We start from the raw sequence: 16,280 nt of genomic DNA on the forward strand, positions 1-16,280 counted from the left end.
ACTGCGCCCAGTTCTGTCACCTGTACGACCAGAACAGCTTCGATCCGGACTATGAGTCCATGCCGCTGGAAGCCTTCGAGCCGATGCTGCGGCGGGTGACCGAGGTCCCCAAGCAGTCGATCTACAAGCGCGACTGAGGTCGGCTTCAGCGCAGGAACGGCAGCAGGCCGCCGACCTCGCGGCGGTATTGCGCATAGGGCGCGCCGAGGGCGGCGACCAGCATCGCGTCCTCGACCCGCACCCGGTAGAGGTAGGCCGGGATCGTCGCCAGCAGCGAGGCCCCCACGACCGGCGCCGCGCCCGAGGTGGTCGCGATGGCGTTGAGGCAGAGCAACGAGCCCAGGTAGCCCGGGTGGCGGATGAATCGATAGGGACCGCCGCGTTCGATCGTGTGGTTCTCCTGGGTCAGCAGGGTGCGGGTGTAACGCTCGCGGAGCTTCAGCACCGCCCAGAGACGAAGCGCCAGCCCTGCGACGCCGGCGGCGGCGGCGGCCCAGGCGATGGCCGGCATGCCGGGCAGGGTCTCGCTGAACAGCCAGCGCGTCCAGGCTGGTTGCGATGCGTCGACCGCCGGCGCGAGCTTCATCGCGGCGGCCCAGCCGAGCACCGGAACAGCGGCCGCCAGCGAGAGCGTCAGCGAGCTGCGCCGGTCCGTCGCCCCTGCCCGGCTCGAGCGGGCGCTTGCGCCGAAGCGGACCTCCGACTGGATGACATAGAGCACGAGGAGCGCGGCGCCGGCGGCGCCGTAGGGACGCCCGGCGAAGCCCAGGGCGCCGGCGACATCATGCAGAAGGCCCGCCGCCATCACGCCCAATAGGCCAGGGCGACGATGGCGACGATCGCCAGGATGGCGAGAATTTCCACGGCCCGGGGGTCGCCCTGGCTCGGATTGGGATCGTAGGGGTCGCGCATGGCGGTCTCCTTCTCGGATAGGGACAATTTCAGGCTTCGAAGATCGCCTCGATGGGTAGCGCGAACAGCTGGGCGATCTTGAAGGCCAGCGGCAGGGAGGGGTCGTACTTGCCGGTCTCGATGGCGTTGACGCTCTGGCGCGAGACGTCGAGGCGCAGCGCCAGATCGGCCTGGCTCCAGTCGCGTTCGGCGCGCAGCACCTTGAGGCGGTTCTTCATCCGCGCGCCCTCAACTTCACCCAGCCGGTGGTGAAGCCCTGGCAGACGCAGAACAGCACAAAGACGTGGTGCAGCGAGATCTGCGGGAGGCCGGCGAAGTCCTGCAGGAAGCCCCAGCCGGTGCAGACGGTGAGCGTCAGGCCGGTGGCCGCGACATAGGCGCGGATCGAGAGCATCCGCTGGTACTCGTCCTCTTCCTCCTGCAGGTAGCGCAGGACGATCAGCACCACGACCGCGACCGGGATCGCCGGGGCGACGGCGGCGAGGTAGAGCCAGGGCGCGGGCGGCAGCAGGCCGTGATGGGCCGCATAGTCCACCGGCACGAGCACGGCGATATAGCTGGCCATGGCGGCGGAGAAGCGCAGCATGTAGCGCCGCCAGGACGGCTTGGTCATGATCGACCGGGGAAGGGTGGCTTGGGCCATTTCAGGTGTCCTTGGAAAGGGGCGGATCAGCGCTTGGTCGCCCGCCACCAGGCGGACAGGACCAGCCGGCCGGCCAGTTGCGCGACGAGCAGGCTCGCCATCCCGAAGCCGAAGGCCCGGATCGGCGTGACGCCTTCCAGCAGACCGGGCGCCGCGCCGGACGCGATCAGGCCGTAGATCAGGACCGCGACCACGACCCCGGCCATGCTGCCCCAGTACCAGGCGAACTTGGTCCGCTCCTGCGCGAACTCCTCGGCCCGGCGGAAGGCGGCGACGGAGAACCAAAGCGCCCAGGCGAACGCCACGGCGACGCAGGCCAGGGTCGCGGCGACATAGGCGCCGTCCGCGGCGGCAGGGTGAGAGAAGACCATCCGCGGCGCGAACATGATCGCGATGGCCCCGATCACGCCCACGGCCCCGAAGGCGTAGGTCTGGATTGACCGGCGATCGATCATGGGAAGTCTCCTTGTCTTGATGACAAGGAAACACGACATCTAGAGACTGTCAAGCATCCATGACAAAAAGTCGCGTGGATTTGTCTTTCGGAGGATCGGCTCGGGCGACCTAGGCCAGGGCGGGAATCGGGCGGATGACGGGCTGTTCGCGATGCAGGGCCAGGACCGCGCGGGCGTCCTGCCAGACCTCCACATGGTCACAGCTCAGGTGCTGGTCCAGCAGATTGCCCGCCTTGATGAAGGTTGCGCCGTCGTCAGGCAGTTCGAATGCTTCGAACGACGGCGATCCGCCGTCCTGGTTGCAGAGGTGGAAGGTGTACATCGACATCGGCGATCTCCCGTCGCTTCCGGAAGCGGGAGCGGGGGCCTTGGGGGACCCCTCTCTCAGCCGTTGGAATCCCAGCGGTGCTTTCCAACGATCGGTGGAGCTTACGCTTCTACTGAACCAGTGTCGCATCAAATGAGGCGTGTTCGACGGTCGCGCCGAGGCCTGCCGCAGAAGGCCATGCAGGTCGGCCGCTAGACCGAGGTCGGGGTGTGGATATCGCCGGCGAAGGTCGCGCCGAACAGGCCCAGGACGAAGCCGGCCGCCAGGGCAGCGAAACGAAGGAAGCGCATGGTCCAGACCCCGTTCGAGGGCCGGCGCTATTCGCCCCAGACCCGGAAGTGCTTGGATAGCTTGAGGCCCTGGCGCTGGTAATGCGACCCGAGGTCGCCGTAGAGCCGGTCGGGCTTTTCGGTCAGCGGCTCATAGACCAGCCGCGCCACGGTCTGGCCGTCCTCCAGGATGAACGGCGTCTCGTGGCTGCGCACCTCCAGCACCCCGCGCGAGCCCTTGCCGTGCGCCTCGTCGGTTCCGAAGCCGGGATCGAAGAAGCCGGCGTAGTGGACTCGGAACTCGCCCACCGAGGGGTCGATCGGGGTCATCTCGGCGGCCTCCAGCACCGGGATCTCCACCGCCCCTTTGGAGGCCAGGATGTAGAACTCGCCGGGGTCAAGCAGCAGTTGGCCGTTCTGCGGCCGCAGAGGCTCCCAGAAGTCGCGCGGATCGTGGCCGTCTTCCTTGTCGAGGTCGACGAGGCCGGCGTGGCGGCGGCCGCGGAAGCCGGCGATCTCACCCGTCAGGTCGACGCCGACGCTTTCGGTGCGCAGCCGTGGCGGCTGGCCGGCCTTCAGCCGCAGCTGGTTCAGTCGCGTTCCGGCGCGCACCAGCACCGAGAAGGTCTGCGGCGCGATCTCCATGTAGAGCGGACCGTCGTAGTGTTCGTCCACGTCGTCGAAGGCGTTGCCGCGGTCGGTGAGCAGGCGCACGAAGACGTCCACCCGGCCGGTGGAGCTCTTCGGGTTGGCGCGGGCCGAGACGCCGGCCGGCAGCTTCAGCCGCTCCTGCAGCTCGGCGATGTACACGCAGCCACGCTCCAGCACCGCCCCGTGGGTCAGGTCCACCGGGTGCATGGCCACCTCGGCGATCCGTTCGCGCACCGTGTGGCGGCCGGGCAGGAACGAGGCGCGCACCCGCCAGGCGCGGCCGCCGAGCCGCAGGTCGAGGCTGGCGGGCTGGACCTGGTCGGGCTCGAAGGCGCTGTCGGCCGCGATCGCGCCGTTCGCGATCAGGGCCTCGATGGCTTGGCAGGGCAGGATGCCCACTATCTGCTGAACGGGGCGTCGGGTCTCGCTCATGGGCGGTCGAGACTTATCGCAGACGGCGCAGGTTGCAAGCGATCTGCGCCGGCTATCAGGAAACCGCGGCTTGACGGGGCGCCGTCGCTGCCGTTCTTGCGGCCACTGTTTGGAAGGAGCGTGTCATGGCCGAGAACCCGCAGGACTGGGACGTCGAAACCCGTCTGGTGCGCGGCGGCATGGCCCGCTCGCCCTACGGGGAAATATCCGAGGCGCTGTTCCTGACCCAGAGCTTCGCCTATGACAGCGCCGAGGCGGCCAACGCGCGCTTCGCCGGCGACGATCCGGGCTTCATCTACCAGCGCTTCAGCAACCCCACGACGCAGATCTTCGAAGACCGCTTGGCGCTGCTGGAAGGCGCCGAGGTCTGCCGCGCCACGGCCTCGGGGATGGCGGCGGTGCAGGCGGCGCTGATGGGGCTGCTGCGCGCCGGCGACCACCTGCTGGCGGGCCGCGCCCTGTTCGGCTCCAGCCGCTGGATCATCTCCCAGCTGCTGCCGCGGTTCGGGGTGGAGACCAGCTATGTGGACGCCACCGACCTCGACGCCTGGAAGAATGCGGTCCGGCCCAACACCAAGGCGCTGTTGATCGAGAGCCCGGCCAATCCGCTGCTGGAGGTGACCGCCATCGGGGCGGTGGCCGAGATCGCGCATGCGGCCGGCGCGAAGCTGGTGGTGGACAACGTCTTCGCCACCCCGATCTTCCAGAAGCCACTGGCCCTGGGCGCCGACGTGGTCGTCTATTCCGCCACCAAGCACATCGACGGCCAGGGCCGGGTGCTGGGCGGGGCGATCCTGGGCGCCGAGCCCCTGATGACCGAGGCCTACAAGGACCTCCTGCGCCACACCGGCCCATCGCTGTCGCCGTTCAACGCCTGGGTGCTGCTGAAGGGGCTGGAGACGCTGGAGCTGCGCGTGCGCCGCCAGACCGAGAACGCCGGCAAGGTCTCCGACGTCCTGGCCGCCCATGCGAAGACCAAGAAGGTGATCTACTGCGGCCGCAAGGACCACCCGCAGGCGGCGGTCATCGCCAACCAGATGACCGGCGGCGGCAATGTCGTGGCCTTCGACCTGGGCAGCCGCGAGGCGGCGTTCCGCTTCCTGAACGCGCTGGAGATCGTCGACATCTCCAACAACCTGGGCGACGCCAAGTCGATGGCGACGCACCCCTGCACCACGACCCACCGCTCCATGCCGGAGGCCGAACGGCTGGAGATCGGCCTGACCGAGGGCTGGGTGCGGATGAGCGTCGGCCTGGAAGGCGCCAGGGATCTGTCGCGCGACGTCAGCCGGGCGCTGGACGCGGCCTGAGGGCTGGTGTTCCCTCCCCTGTCTTGGGGATGAGGGTTCAGATGAAGCGTACGACGTGGGCGCTGGCGGCGGTGGTCGGCGCGATCGGCCTTGGCGCGGTGGGCTCGAGGGCGGGCGCCGAGCCGCCGCTGCTCTCGACCTGCGAGGGCAAGGCCCCCGGAGAGACGAATAGGGCCGCGGCCTGCGACGCCATCCGCGGCGACCGCGCCGGCGGCTGGCTGGCCCAATCCAGAGCTGAGGTGATGGGCATGCACGGCATGGTCACCACCAGCCAGCCGCTGGCCGCCCAGGCCGGGCTGCAGGTGCTGAAGTCCGGCGGCAACGCGGTCGACGCGGCGGTGGCGACAGCGGCGGTGCTGAGCGTCGTCGAGCCGATGAACGTGGGCGTCGGCGGCGACCTGTTCGCCATCGTCTACGTCGCCAAGGCGCACAAGCTCTATGCGCTGAACGCCAGCGGCATGGCGCCGTCGGGCGCGACGCCGGAGCATTTCGCCAGCCTCGGCTACCATGCCGACCCGAAGAACTGGGGCTCGGGCTCCGGCATGCCCCAGGGCGGCATCCTGCCGGTGACCGTGCCCGGCAGCGTCTGGGGCTGGGACGCCATGCTGAAGCGGTTCGGCACGAAGTCGCTGAAGGAGATGCTGGCCCCGGCGGCGGCCTACGCCGAGGAAGGCTTCCCGGTCAGCGAGCGGATCGCCGACGACTGGCGCCTGCCGCGCGCCCTGCCGACCGTCGGCTGCTGCAAGACGCAGGACCCGGACTCGGTGGCCGTCTGGTATCCGGGCGGCAAGCCGCCGCAACCCGGCCAGGTGTTCCGCAACCCTGACCTCGCCAAGACCCTGCGCCTGATCCAGGCCAAGGGGATCGACGCCTTCTACAAGGGCGAGATCGCCCAGGCGATCGTGGCCAAGTCCAACGCGGTGGGCGGCACCATGACCTTGGGCGACCTCGCCGCCTACAAGGGCGAATGGGTCGAGCCCGTGCATACGACCTATCACGGCCATGAGGTCTATGAGCTGCCACCGCCATCGCAGGACTGGGCGGCGCTGGAGATGGTCAATGTGCTGGAGCAGTGCATGCCGACCTGGGCGCCCGGCCAGACCCTGGCCAGCCTAGGGCCGCGCAATCCGCTCTACTGGCACCTGATGGTCGAGGCCAAGAAGCTGGCCTACGCCGACCTGATCGCCTTCAACGCCGACCCGGACTTCGTGAAGGTCCCGATCGAGCGGCTGCTGTCCAAGGCCCACGCCAAGGCGCTGTGCGGCAAGGTCGATCCCAGGCGCGCGTCCTCCACCGGGCCGGCCGGCGAGGCCGACGGCGCGGGCGACACCATCGTGCTCTCAACGGCCGATGCGGAAGGCAATATGGTGGCCTGGGTGAACTCCAACTTCTCGGGCTTCGGCTCCGGGCTCACCGTGCCGGGCTACGGCTTCGTGCTGCACAACCGCGGCGGCCTGTTCAGCCTGGACCCCAAGTCGCCCAATGTGATCGCGCCGCACAAACGGCCGTACAACACGCTGGCCGCCGGCTTCGTGATGGACGGCGACCAGCCGCTGATGACCCTGCTGCTGATGGGCGGGGACATGCAGGCCCAGGGCCACGCCCAGGCGCTGGTCAACATCTTCGACCTGGGCGCCAATCTGCAGATGGCCACCGACATGGCCCGCTTCCGCCATACCCAGGTGCCCAACACGCTGACCCTGGAGCCGTCGCTGTTCGACGTGGTGGGCGCGCGGCTGGCGGCCATGGGCCACCGGCTGACCCCGCCCTCCAGTTCCGGCGTCGGCGGCTTCCAGGCGATCCTGGTGCGGCAGGGCCCGCCCGCCAAACCCGGCGGGCCGCCCACCCGCGTTTACCGAGCCGGCTCCGACCATCGCAAGGACGGCCAGGCCGTCGCCTGGTGACCACCGCGCTGTTGTGTTGACGACGGTCCTGGGGCCTTCGCGCCCCCGGTGCGTTGTGCGAGAATGGCGCCGATGAAAACCATCAAACCTCTGTTGCTCGGCTTGGCCGCAGCGCTCGCGATCGCCATGGGCCCGCTGGCGCACTCCGCCGCGCCCGCGCCCAAGCCGGCCAAGGACCCCGTGCCGCCGGCCATGATCGACGACAAGTCCGTCGCCGCCTGGATCGGGCGCTATGTGAAGGCCGAGGGCTGGGTGCTGGTGAACTACGACGCCGAGGGCGTGCGGCTGGCGGCGCCGGAAGGCGTGGCGCTGAAGTCCGACGGCCTGGTGGAGACCGAGATCCGGCACGAGCTGTTCAGCCCGATCATGCTGCAGTCCGGGACGGCGCGCTCCGGCCTGGCGCACTGGGCGGTGGATTGCGAACACCGGCAGTTCGCGGTGCTTCAGAGCACGGCCTATGCCTACAACAACCTGAAGGGGCCGGTGGTCGCCGACCGCAAGGGCGACCGGCGGCTGTTCCAGGAGCCGGTGGCTTCGGAGAACGACACGCTGGACGCGGTCTGCGACGCCATCAAGTCCGGCAAGCGGCGCCTGGACGGCAAGCTGAAGCTCGCCCAGCCGACCTGACTTTCCCTCATTCGTCATCCCCGGCCCTGTGCCGGGGATCCATACACACCGAGGACGCAGACAGTTCTGCGACGCCCGCGCGCATGGATGGCCGGCACGAGGCCGGCCATGACGGCAGAAAGGGTTCAGTTGACGGGCGCTTCCGTTACGGCGCCGGCGTCCACCGCGTAGGTCTTCGAGCAATACTCGCAGGTGACGCGGATCTTGCCGTCCGGCTCGACCATCTCGGTGCGCTCGGAAGGCTCGAAGGACTTCAGCACCGTCTCGATCCGTTCCTGGTTGCAGCGGCAGAAGGCGAACAGCGGCGCCCCGCCGAACACCCGCACCCCGTCCTCGTGGAACAGCCGCCAGAGCAGGGTCTGGGACGACAGGTCCGGATCGGTCAGCTCGTCCTCGCCGACGGTCTCGAAGAAGGCCTGGGTGCGCACCCAGGCCTCGTCGGTCGAGCCGCGGGCGTCGTCGCCGGCGATGTACTGCACCAGCATGCCACCGGCCCGCCAGGCCCCGCCATCCTGAGGCTTGGCCTGGGTGACGGCCAGGCGCACCCGCGTCGGCGTCTGCTCGGACTGGGCGAAGTACTGTTCGGCGCAGAGCGCCAGCGTCTCGCCCTCGATGGCGGTGACACCCTGGTAGCGGTCCATGTCCGGGCCCTGGTCCACGGTCATCATGAAATGGCCCTTGCCGAGCAGCGACTTGGCGCCGGGCCGCGCGAAGCCGGTGGCCGCGGCGGCCACCGCATCGGGATCGAACCCGCAATAGCCGCGCAGGCCCCCGGAGGTGTCGTAGTCGGCGACCACGAAGCGCACCGGACCGTCGCCGCGCGCCTCGACGATCAGCCGGCCGTCGAACTTCAGGTTGGAGCCCACCAGGGCGGCCAGCGCGCAGGCCTCGCCCAGAAGGTTGGCGACCGCCTCCGGATAGTCGTGGCGGCGCAGGATCTCGTCGATGGCCGGGCCCAGCCGCGCCAGCCGGCCGCGCACCGGCTCGCCCTCGATCTGGAAGGCGGTCACCGCGTCGTCGGGAATGGGAGAGGAAGCAGGCTTGGAAGGCATGGGCGCCGATATAGGCGCTCGGCCGGCAAATGCGAACGCGACCTCCCGTCCTGTCAGCCCCGCAGGATCGGCTTGCACGCGCGCTGTTGCGCCAGGTTCCACAGCGGCAGCAAGAACGGCCAAGCTTTCAAAGGCGTGCTACGGTCGATGAACTCACCTGGAGGGGATGAGATGACCTTGAACCCAATGTCTGTCCGCACGCGCCGCGTCGTCTTGGTTGGGGCCGCCATCGCCCTGCTGGCCGCCGCCGCCAGCGCCGCCGCGCCGCAGCGCAAGCCGGACCTCGCCGACGCCGTGGCCGGATCCTACGCCGGCGACGTGATCTCCGACTCCAAGGGCTCCAGCCAGTCCGGCGTCACCCTGACGCTGACGCGCACGGGGCCGAACACCGTGCAGATCACCTCGAGCTATCCGCGCCTGCCGGTGGTCAGCGTCGGCCTGACGGCGGCGATGTCCAAGATCGTCATGAAGAGCGGCGACACCGCTTTCGTCTACGACCGCGCCACCCGGTAACTGGATGTCAGCTTCCACAACGAGGTGAGCTGGTCGGGCCAGAAGCAATAGGCCGGCGAACCCGCCTCCAAGGCTGACGACGTAAAGCCTCGTGACACGAGGAACGACCTCCCGGAACTAGCGTTAGCTTGCCGGGCGGAGTGGCCGGCATGTCTCCATCGCAGATCAGCAGGCGTACGGCGCTGGGCGCCGGTGTCCTGGCTTTCGCGGCGCCGCTCACCGGGGCCGCGGCGCAGTTCAACGGCGGGGGCCTTTTCTGGGCCGCGAACACCTCAACCTATCCCACCGCCGTCGACCTGAAGGCCAGCTATCAATTCCTGACCGGCGACGAAGCGGCGTTCGTGGAGGCCGCGGCCCTGCGGATGATCCCGGCCGACCCCACCGGCCCCAGCGCGCTGGAGGCCGGCGTGCCGCTGTTCCTCGACCGCCAGCTGGCCGGCGACTACGGCAAGGGGACCCGCCTCTACATGCAGGGGCCGTTCGCCAAGGGGACCGCGACCCAGGGCTATCAGGCCAAGTGGCCGCCGGCCGGTTTCCATCGCGCCGCCATCAAGGCCATCGGCGACCATCTCGCCCAGGGCGGCGGCGCGACATTCCACAAGCGCGACGAGGCCGACCAGGACGCGTTCCTGAAGGATCTTTCCGACGGCAAGGTCGACTTGGGCGGCGACGTGGACGGCAAGGCCTATTTCAAGCTGCTGCTGCAGAACGTGATGGAAGGCTACTTCGCCGACCCGATCTATGGCGGCAACCGCAATCTGTCCGCCTGGAAGATGATCGGCTTCTCCGGCGCGCGCTACGACCAGCGCGCCTATGTCTTGAGCTACGGCAAGCCCTATCCGCTGCCGCCGGTCGGCATCGGCGGACGACCCGCCTGGTCGGTGAAGGGCTGAACCATGGCGATCCGCAATCCCCCGGTCGACGCGGTGCTGGTCGGCTTCGGCTGGACCGGCGCGATCATGGCCCAGGAGCTGACCGACGCCGGCCTGAACGTCCTGGCGATCGAGCGCGGCGACTGGCGCGACACGCCCACCGACTTCTCGCCGGCCTACGCCCAGGACGAGCTGCGCTACTACTGGCGCCACGAGCTGTTCCAGCGGCTGAACCACGACACGCTCACCATCCGCAACAAGGCGAGCGAGACGGCGCTACCCATGCGCCAGCTGGGCTCGTTCCTGCTGGGCAGCGGCGTGGGCGGCGCGGGCGTGCACTGGAACGGCCAGGTCTGGCGCTTCCTGCCCACCGACCTGAAGGCCAAGAGCCACAACCTGCAGCGCTACGGCAAGGCCGCCGTCCCCGACGACATGACCATCCAGGACTTCGGCGTCAGCTACGACGACCTGGAAGCCGGGTACGACAAGTTCGAGTACCTCTGCGGCGTCTCCGGCAAGGCCGGCAACCTCAGGGGCGCCATCCAGGCCGGCGGCGATCCCTTCGAAGGCCCGCGGCAGCGGGAGTATCCCAACCCACCGCTTCAGATGCCCTATGCGCCGACCCTGTTCGGCCAGGCGGCCGCGGGCCTCGGCCGCCATCCCTTCCCGCATCCGGCGGCCAACGCCAGCCGCGCCTACACCAATCCGCTGGGCGTGACGCTGGGGCCCTGCACCTACTGCGGCTTCTGCGAGAAGTACGCCTGCGGCAACTATTCGAAGGCCAGCGCCCAGACGACCATCCTGCCGGTCCTGATGCGCAAGAAGAGCTTCACGCTGCGCACCAACTGCGAGGTGCTGAAGATCAACCTGTCGGCCGACGGCAAGACCGCCACCGGCGTCACCTTCATCGACGAGACGGGCCAGGAGGTGGAGCAGCCGGCCGAGATGGTCGTCCTCTCAGCCTACATCCTGCACAATGTGCGCCTGCTGCTGCTGTCGGGGATCGGCAAGCCCTACGATCCGGCCACCGGCGAAGGGATCGTCGGCAAGAACTACGCCTACCAGATCACCTCCTCGGTGAATGTGTTCTTCAACGACAAGATCCTGAACCCCTTCGTGGGCGCCGGCGCCCTGGGGATGATCATCAACGACTTCAACGGCGACAACTTCGACCACACCGGCCTGGGGTTCATCGGCGGCGGCTACGTGGGGATCCTGCAGACCGGCGCGCGGCCGATCGAGACCCATCCCACCGCAACCGGCGTCCCCACCTGGGGCCTGGCGTGGAAGAAGGCGATCGCTCGCGACTATCTGAAGACCACAACCATCGCCACCCACGGGGCGGTGATGGCCCATCGCGGCAACTGCCTGGACCTCGATCCGACCTACAAGGACACCTTCGGGCGGCCCTTGCTGCGGATGACGTTCGACTACACCGACAACGAGCACAAGATGTCGGACTACCTGACCGACCGCGCCGCCGAGATCGGCAAGGCCATGGGCGGGCGCGAGATCAAGGCCAACTACCGCAAGGGCTCCTGGGACGTGGTTCCCTACCAGACCACCCACAACACCGGCGGCGCGATCATGGGCGAGAGCCCACGCGACAGCTTCACCAACAAATACCTGCAGAGCTGGGACGTGCCGAACCTGTTCGTGCTGGGGTCCACGGCGTTCCCGCAGAACCCCGGCTACAACCCGACCGGCACGGTGGCCGCCCTGGCCTATCATGCCGCCGACGCGATCAAGAGCCAGTACCTGAAGGCGCCGCACCAGCCGATGGTGCGGGCGTGAGGCGCCGCGCGGCCCTGCCCGTCCTGGCCGGCGCGGCGCTGGTGATCCTGGCGCGCCCGGGGCCCACAGGGGCCCAGGTCGTCGCGCCGGCCGCGCCCTCCGCCGCGACGCCGGCGAGCGCCGTCGCCCTGCCTACCGCGCCGCAGGACCCGCAGGTGGCGCGCGGCCGCTACCTGGCCGTGCTGGGCGATTGCGAGGGCTGCCACGACCGGCCGGGCGGGCCGCCCTACGCCGGCGGACTGCCGCTCAACACCCCGTTCGGGACCATCTACAGCGTCAACATCACCCAGGACCGGGAGACCGGCATCGGGGCCTGGAGCGCCGACGACTTCTGGAACGCCATGCACAAGGGCGTGCGCCGCGACGGGGCCAAGCTGTATCCGGCCTTCCCCTATCCCTATTTCACCCACGTAAGCCGCGCGGAGTCCGACGCGCTCTACGCCTATTTTCGGACCGTCGCGCCGGTGAGCTACCGGCCGCCGCCCAACCGCCTGCCCTTCCCCTTCAACCTGCGGTTCCTGGTGGGCGTCTGGAACGCGCTCTACTTCAAGGCCGACGACAGGCCGGTTTCGGGCGCGGACTCAGGCCAGCACATCGTCCAGGGCCTCGGCCACTGCGGCGCCTGCCATACGCCCAAGACCTTCCTGGGCGGCGACAAGACCGACCACGCCCTGGAAGGCGGTCAGCTCGACACCTGGGCGGCGCCGGCGATCAACGCCGACCCGCGCCGCGGCCTGGGGTCCTGGTCGACCGCCGAGGTCGCCGAATATCTGAAGAACGGCCGCAACGACCGGGCCAACGCCTCGGCCTCCATGGCCGAGGTGGTGACCCATTCCACCTCGCAGATCACCGACGCGGACCTCGCCGCCATCGGCGACTACCTGCGCGGCCGCCCAAGCCATGCCGACCCGGTCGATGCGAACTTCAAGCCCGACGGCAAGGTCATGGCCGCCGGCGAGGCGATCTACGTCGACGAGTGCGCGGCGTGCCACGCGGTGGACGGCAAGGCCGCGCCAGGCCTCTTCCCGCCGCTGCCGGGCGCGGCGGTGACCCAGTCGACCGATCCCACGACGGTGATCCGCTTCATCCTGTCAGGGGCCCAGACGGTCGCCACCGACGCCAAGCCGACGCCCCATTCCATGCCGAGCTTCGGCTGGAAGCTCACCGACGCCCAGGTCGCCGCCGTCGCCACCTATGTCCGCAACAGCTGGGGCAATGTCGCGCCGGCGGTGCGGCCGGGCGATGTCGGCAAGATCCGCCGCAAGGTCGGCCAGGCGGTCCAGAAGCCCTCGGCCAAGGTCTAGCCGGCGACGCCTCAGATCGCCCCGAAGCACCAGGCCAGGATCGACTTCTGGGCGTGGATGCGGTTCTCCGCCTCGTCCCAGATCAGGCTCTTTGGGCCATCGATCACCTCGTCGGTGACCTCCTCGCCGCGGTGGGCGGGCAGGCAGTGCAGGAAGACGGCGTCGCCCCGGGCGAGGTCCATCAGCTCCTCGTCCACCTGATAGGGCTCCAGCGCCTCGATCCGCTCGTCATGGTCGGTGTCGCCCATGGAGACCCAGGTGTCGGTGATCACCACGTCGGCGCCCCTGACGGCCTCACGCGGATCGTCGCCGGCCTGCACCAGGCCCTGCTCCTGGGCGGCGCGGGCCAGGTCGCGCAAGTCCGGATGATAGATCGCGGGGCAGGCGATGTTCAGCCGGTAGCCCAGTTTGGGCGCGGCGTGGATGAAGCTGGCGCAGACGTTGTTGCCGTCGCCCACATAGGCCAGCGTCTTGCCCGTCACCGGGCCGCGATGCTCCTCGATGGTCAGCAGGTCGGCCATGATCTGGCAGGGGTGGCTGGCGTCCGACAGGCCGTTGATCACCGGGATCGCCGAGGACAGCGCCAGCCGCTCCACGTCCTGGTGGTTGTTGGCGCGGATCATGATCGCGTCGACCATGCGCGACAGCACGCGTGCGGTGTCCTCGATGGGCTCGCCGCGGCCGATCTGCATGTCGACGGCGTTGGAGATCAGGACGTCGCCGCCCAGCTGGCGCATGGCCGCATCGAACGAGAAGCGGGTGCGGGTCGAGTTCTTCTCGAAGATCATGGCCAGCACCCGGCCGTCGGCGACCGCGTCCTCGTCGCGCTTGCCCTTGGGCCAGCCGAGGCGCGCGGCCTTTCGGCGCTTGGCGTCCTCCAGGATGGCGCGCAGATCGGAGCCTTCGAGCCGCCAGAGGTCGAGGAAGTGGCGGACTTGGCTCACGCCCCAACCTTGTCTTGGGGCGCCTTGGCCTTGGCCCGCGCGGCCTCGCACGACGCCTCCAGCTTGCCGATCGCCTCACTGGCCTCCTCGAGGGTGAGGTTCAGCGGCGGCAGGAGGCGCACGCAGTTGTCGCCGCCGCCGGCCAGCAGCAGATGGTTGTCGCGGGCGTGCTGCATGAACTCGCGGTTCGGCGTCTTCAGCTTCAGGCCGATGAGCAGGCCCTTGCCGCGGACTTCCTGGACCACGTCGGGGAAGCGTTCGATCAGGCCGGAAAGCTGCTGGGTGAAGAAGCCGGCGATTTCGCGCACATGGGCCATCAGCTCGGGCTTGACGATCTCGGCCAGGGCCGCCTCGCCCACCGCCATGGCCAGGGGGTTGCCGCCATAGGTCGAGCCATGGCTGCCGACGGTCATGCCTTGCGCGGCCTCGGCGGTGGCCACGCAGGCGCCGACCGGAAAACCGCCGCCCAGGGCCTTGGCGAGCGCCATGATGTCCGGGCTCGCGTGGCCCGCCCATTCGTGGGCGAAGAGCTTGCCAGTGCGCCCCAGGCCGCACTGGATCTCGTCGTAGATCAGGAGCGTCCCGGTCTCGTCGCAGAGCGCGCGGATGTCACGCAGCATCTGTTCCGGCCAGGAGCGCGCGCCGCCCTCGCCCTGCACGGGCTCCAGGATGATCGCCGCCGTGGTCGGGCCGACCGCGGCCTTGACGGCGTCGAAGTCGCCGTAGGGCAGGTGGACGAAGCCCGGCAGCGGCGGGCCGAAGCCCTCGGTGTAGTTCGGATTGCCGGCCGCGTTGATGGCGCCCAGCGTGCGGCCATGGAACGAGCCGTCGAAGCCGATGATGTCGATCCGTTCCGGCTGGGCCTTGGCCCAGTGGTATTTGCGCGCGGTCTTGATCGCGACCTCGATCGCCTCGGAGCCGGAGTTGGTGAAGAACACCACGTCGGCGAACGACGCGTCGGTCAGCGCCTTGGCCAGGCGCTCCTGGCCGGGGATCGTGAAGATGTTGGAGGTGTGCCAGAGCTTCTCGGCCTGGTCCTTCAGCGCCTTGACGAGGATCGGGTTGGCATGGCCCAGCGCGTTCACCGCGATGCCGGCCATGCAGTCGAGATAGGCCTCGCCGTCCCCAGTATAGAGACGCGCGCCCTCGCCTCGTTCGAACGCCAGCGGCGTGCGGCTGTAGACCGCCATGATGTGATCGCTGGGAACGGGGGCGGCAGTCGTCTGCGTCACCGGAAGGGCCCTCCTAAAACGGAAGCATCCCCGCCGCTTGGCGACGGGGACTGGAAGGCTTGGCGTTCTCGTCTTCTAGAGACCTGAAGTCAACGACAAGGCTGTCATGTCTTGATCTTGTAGCCGGTCTCGAACATCCGGTAGCAGACGAAGCCCAGGATCAGGACCAGGCCCGCGGTCAGGCCCGCGCCCACCGCCAGATTGCCCTCGGCCTGGCCGATGAAGCCGTACCGGAAGCCGTCGATCAGGTAGAAGATCGGGTTGAACTTGGAGAAGCTGCGGAACGGCTCCGGCAGCTTCTCGATCAGGTAGAAGGTGCCCGACAGGAAGGTCATCGGCATGATGACGAAGTTGGTCACCGCGGCCATGTGGTCGAACTTCTCGCTCCACAGCCCGGCCATGATGCCCAGGAAGCCCATGATCATCGCCGCGCCGACCCCGAAGTAGAGGATCGCCCACGGCTGGGCCACCGAGTGAATATGGGCGAAGAACACCACCGCCACGAAGCTGATCGCGCCGACGAACAGGCCCCGCGTCGCCGCGCCCGCCCCGAAGCCGACCAGGTGCTCGAAGGGCGACAGCGGCGGGGTGATGAAGTCGCCCATCAGGCCGTTGAACTTCGCCTGCAGCAGCGATGACGAGGAGTTGGCGAAGGCGTTCGACAGGATCTGCATCATCACCAGGCCGGGCGCCACGAAGGCGCCGTAGGGCACGCCGTGCACCTCCCGGCCGCCGCCGACCGCCACGACGAACACCAGCATATAGAGCAGCGCGGTGACCACCGGGGCGGCCAGGGTCTGCATGCCGACCTTGATGAAGCGGCGCACCTCGCGGACGTAAAGGGTCTGCAGGCCTCGCCAGTTGACCCCGGAATAGTCGCGCGGCAGCGGCGGCAGAACGGCCCCTTCCTCTGGCGCCATGGCCGGAACGGAGAGGGCGGCGGGCATGTCCTTCATGTCCCTCATGTGCGCCCCAAAGCCGTCGCCTTCAAGGCCGGCGGCCATCGCGCCGGACCCGGGTCGCAGGACCAGCCTGCAT

Annotated in this window: 18 protein-coding genes; 7 read left to right on the forward strand and 11 right to left on the reverse strand. The window is 69.0% G+C overall.

Annotated features, from left to right (window positions below; all coding sequences use genetic code 11):
* Positions 1–145: 145 nt before the first annotated feature.
* From VGL85_RS05980 to VGL85_RS06010, 7 genes are all read right to left on the reverse strand, one after another.
* Positions 146–805 (reverse strand): isoprenylcysteine carboxylmethyltransferase family protein, encoded by a 660-nt coding sequence (locus VGL85_RS05980; RefSeq protein ID WP_331587013.1) that lies wholly within the window; start codon positions 803–805, stop codon positions 146–148.
* The gene (locus VGL85_RS05985) at positions 805–939 is read right to left on the reverse strand and encodes a hypothetical protein (RefSeq protein ID WP_331587015.1); all 135 of its coding nucleotides are present in this window, start codon (positions 937–939) and stop codon (positions 805–807) included. The genes VGL85_RS05980 and VGL85_RS05985 overlap by 1 nt, the downstream gene beginning before the upstream one ends.
* A gap of 2 nt (positions 940–941) precedes the next feature.
* On the reverse strand, positions 942–1,130 hold the full coding sequence (locus VGL85_RS05990; protein ID WP_331587017.1) for a helix-turn-helix transcriptional regulator: 189 nt from the start codon (positions 1,128–1,130) through the stop codon (positions 942–944).
* Complete coding sequence (locus VGL85_RS05995; protein WP_331587019.1) at positions 1,127–1,555, reverse strand: hypothetical protein; 429 nt, start codon at positions 1,553–1,555, stop codon at positions 1,127–1,129. Before VGL85_RS05995 ends, VGL85_RS05990 begins: the two co-directional genes overlap by 4 nt.
* Before the next feature lie 26 nt (positions 1,556–1,581).
* Positions 1,582–2,010, reverse strand: coding sequence for a hypothetical protein (locus VGL85_RS06000; protein ID WP_331587021.1), 429 nt, complete (start codon positions 2,008–2,010; stop codon positions 1,582–1,584).
* A 109-nt stretch (positions 2,011–2,119) separates the two neighbouring features.
* Positions 2,120–2,338, reverse strand: coding sequence for a hypothetical protein (locus VGL85_RS06005; protein ID WP_331587023.1), 219 nt, complete (start codon positions 2,336–2,338; stop codon positions 2,120–2,122).
* A 317-nt stretch (positions 2,339–2,655) separates the two neighbouring features.
* Positions 2,656–3,690 carry a 2'-deoxycytidine 5'-triphosphate deaminase gene (locus VGL85_RS06010; RefSeq protein ID WP_331587025.1) on the reverse strand — a complete coding sequence of 345 codons (1,035 nt, stop codon included), beginning with the start codon at positions 3,688–3,690 and terminating at the stop codon, positions 2,656–2,658.
* Between the two features lie 125 nt (positions 3,691–3,815).
* Here VGL85_RS06010 and metZ point away from each other — a divergent pair, with 125 nt between their 5' ends.
* The 3 genes from metZ (at position 3,816) to VGL85_RS06025 (ending at position 7,531) form a co-directional block, all read left to right on the forward strand.
* Positions 3,816–5,000, forward strand: coding sequence for an O-succinylhomoserine sulfhydrylase (gene metZ, locus VGL85_RS06015; RefSeq protein ID WP_331587027.1), 1,185 nt, complete (start codon positions 3,816–3,818; stop codon positions 4,998–5,000).
* A gap of 41 nt (positions 5,001–5,041) precedes the next feature.
* Positions 5,042–6,904 (forward strand): gamma-glutamyltransferase family protein, encoded by a 1,863-nt coding sequence (locus VGL85_RS06020; protein ID WP_331587029.1) that lies wholly within the window; start codon positions 5,042–5,044, stop codon positions 6,902–6,904.
* A 72-nt stretch (positions 6,905–6,976) separates the two neighbouring features.
* Positions 6,977–7,531, forward strand: coding sequence for a surface-adhesin E family protein (locus VGL85_RS06025; RefSeq protein WP_331587031.1), 555 nt, complete (start codon positions 6,977–6,979; stop codon positions 7,529–7,531).
* 125 nt (positions 7,532–7,656) lie between these two features.
* Here VGL85_RS06025 and VGL85_RS06030 read toward each other — a convergent pair whose 3' ends face one another.
* Complete coding sequence (locus VGL85_RS06030) at positions 7,657–8,583, reverse strand: Hsp33 family molecular chaperone (protein ID WP_331587033.1); 927 nt, start codon at positions 8,581–8,583, stop codon at positions 7,657–7,659.
* Between the two features lie 186 nt (positions 8,584–8,769).
* Between VGL85_RS06030 and VGL85_RS06035 the strand changes: the two genes are divergently transcribed.
* From VGL85_RS06035 to VGL85_RS06050, 4 genes are all read left to right on the forward strand, one after another.
* A complete protein-coding gene (locus tag VGL85_RS06035) occupies positions 8,770–9,096 on the forward strand; it encodes a hypothetical protein (protein WP_331587035.1) in 327 nt (108 codons plus the stop codon).
* A gap of 149 nt (positions 9,097–9,245) precedes the next feature.
* Complete coding sequence (locus VGL85_RS06040; protein WP_331587037.1) at positions 9,246–9,989, forward strand: gluconate 2-dehydrogenase subunit 3 family protein; 744 nt, start codon at positions 9,246–9,248, stop codon at positions 9,987–9,989.
* A 3-nt stretch (positions 9,990–9,992) separates the two neighbouring features.
* On the forward strand, positions 9,993–11,762 hold the full coding sequence (locus tag VGL85_RS06045; protein ID WP_331587040.1) for a GMC family oxidoreductase: 1,770 nt from the start codon (positions 9,993–9,995) through the stop codon (positions 11,760–11,762).
* The gene (locus VGL85_RS06050) at positions 11,759–13,066 is read left to right on the forward strand and encodes a cytochrome c (protein WP_331587042.1); all 1,308 of its coding nucleotides are present in this window, start codon (positions 11,759–11,761) and stop codon (positions 13,064–13,066) included. Before VGL85_RS06045 ends, VGL85_RS06050 begins: the two co-directional genes overlap by 4 nt.
* A gap of 11 nt (positions 13,067–13,077) precedes the next feature.
* Here the strand turns inward: VGL85_RS06050 and argF are convergent, their stop codons facing one another.
* From argF to VGL85_RS06065, 3 genes are all read right to left on the reverse strand, one after another.
* The gene (gene argF / locus VGL85_RS06055) at positions 13,078–14,010 is read right to left on the reverse strand and encodes an ornithine carbamoyltransferase (RefSeq protein ID WP_331587044.1); all 933 of its coding nucleotides are present in this window, start codon (positions 14,008–14,010) and stop codon (positions 13,078–13,080) included.
* On the reverse strand, positions 14,007–15,200 hold the full coding sequence (locus VGL85_RS06060) for an aspartate aminotransferase family protein (RefSeq protein ID WP_331587093.1): 1,194 nt from the start codon (positions 15,198–15,200) through the stop codon (positions 14,007–14,009). The genes argF and VGL85_RS06060 overlap by 4 nt, the downstream gene beginning before the upstream one ends.
* Before the next feature lie 146 nt (positions 15,201–15,346).
* On the reverse strand, positions 15,347–16,198 hold the full coding sequence (locus tag VGL85_RS06065) for an ABC transporter permease (RefSeq protein ID WP_331587095.1): 852 nt from the start codon (positions 16,196–16,198) through the stop codon (positions 15,347–15,349).
* Positions 16,199–16,280: the final 82 nt, after the last annotated feature.

This window comes from Phenylobacterium sp., from assembly GCF_036501465.1.
In the GTDB taxonomy this organism is placed as follows: Bacteria; Pseudomonadota; Alphaproteobacteria; order Caulobacterales; family Caulobacteraceae; genus Phenylobacterium.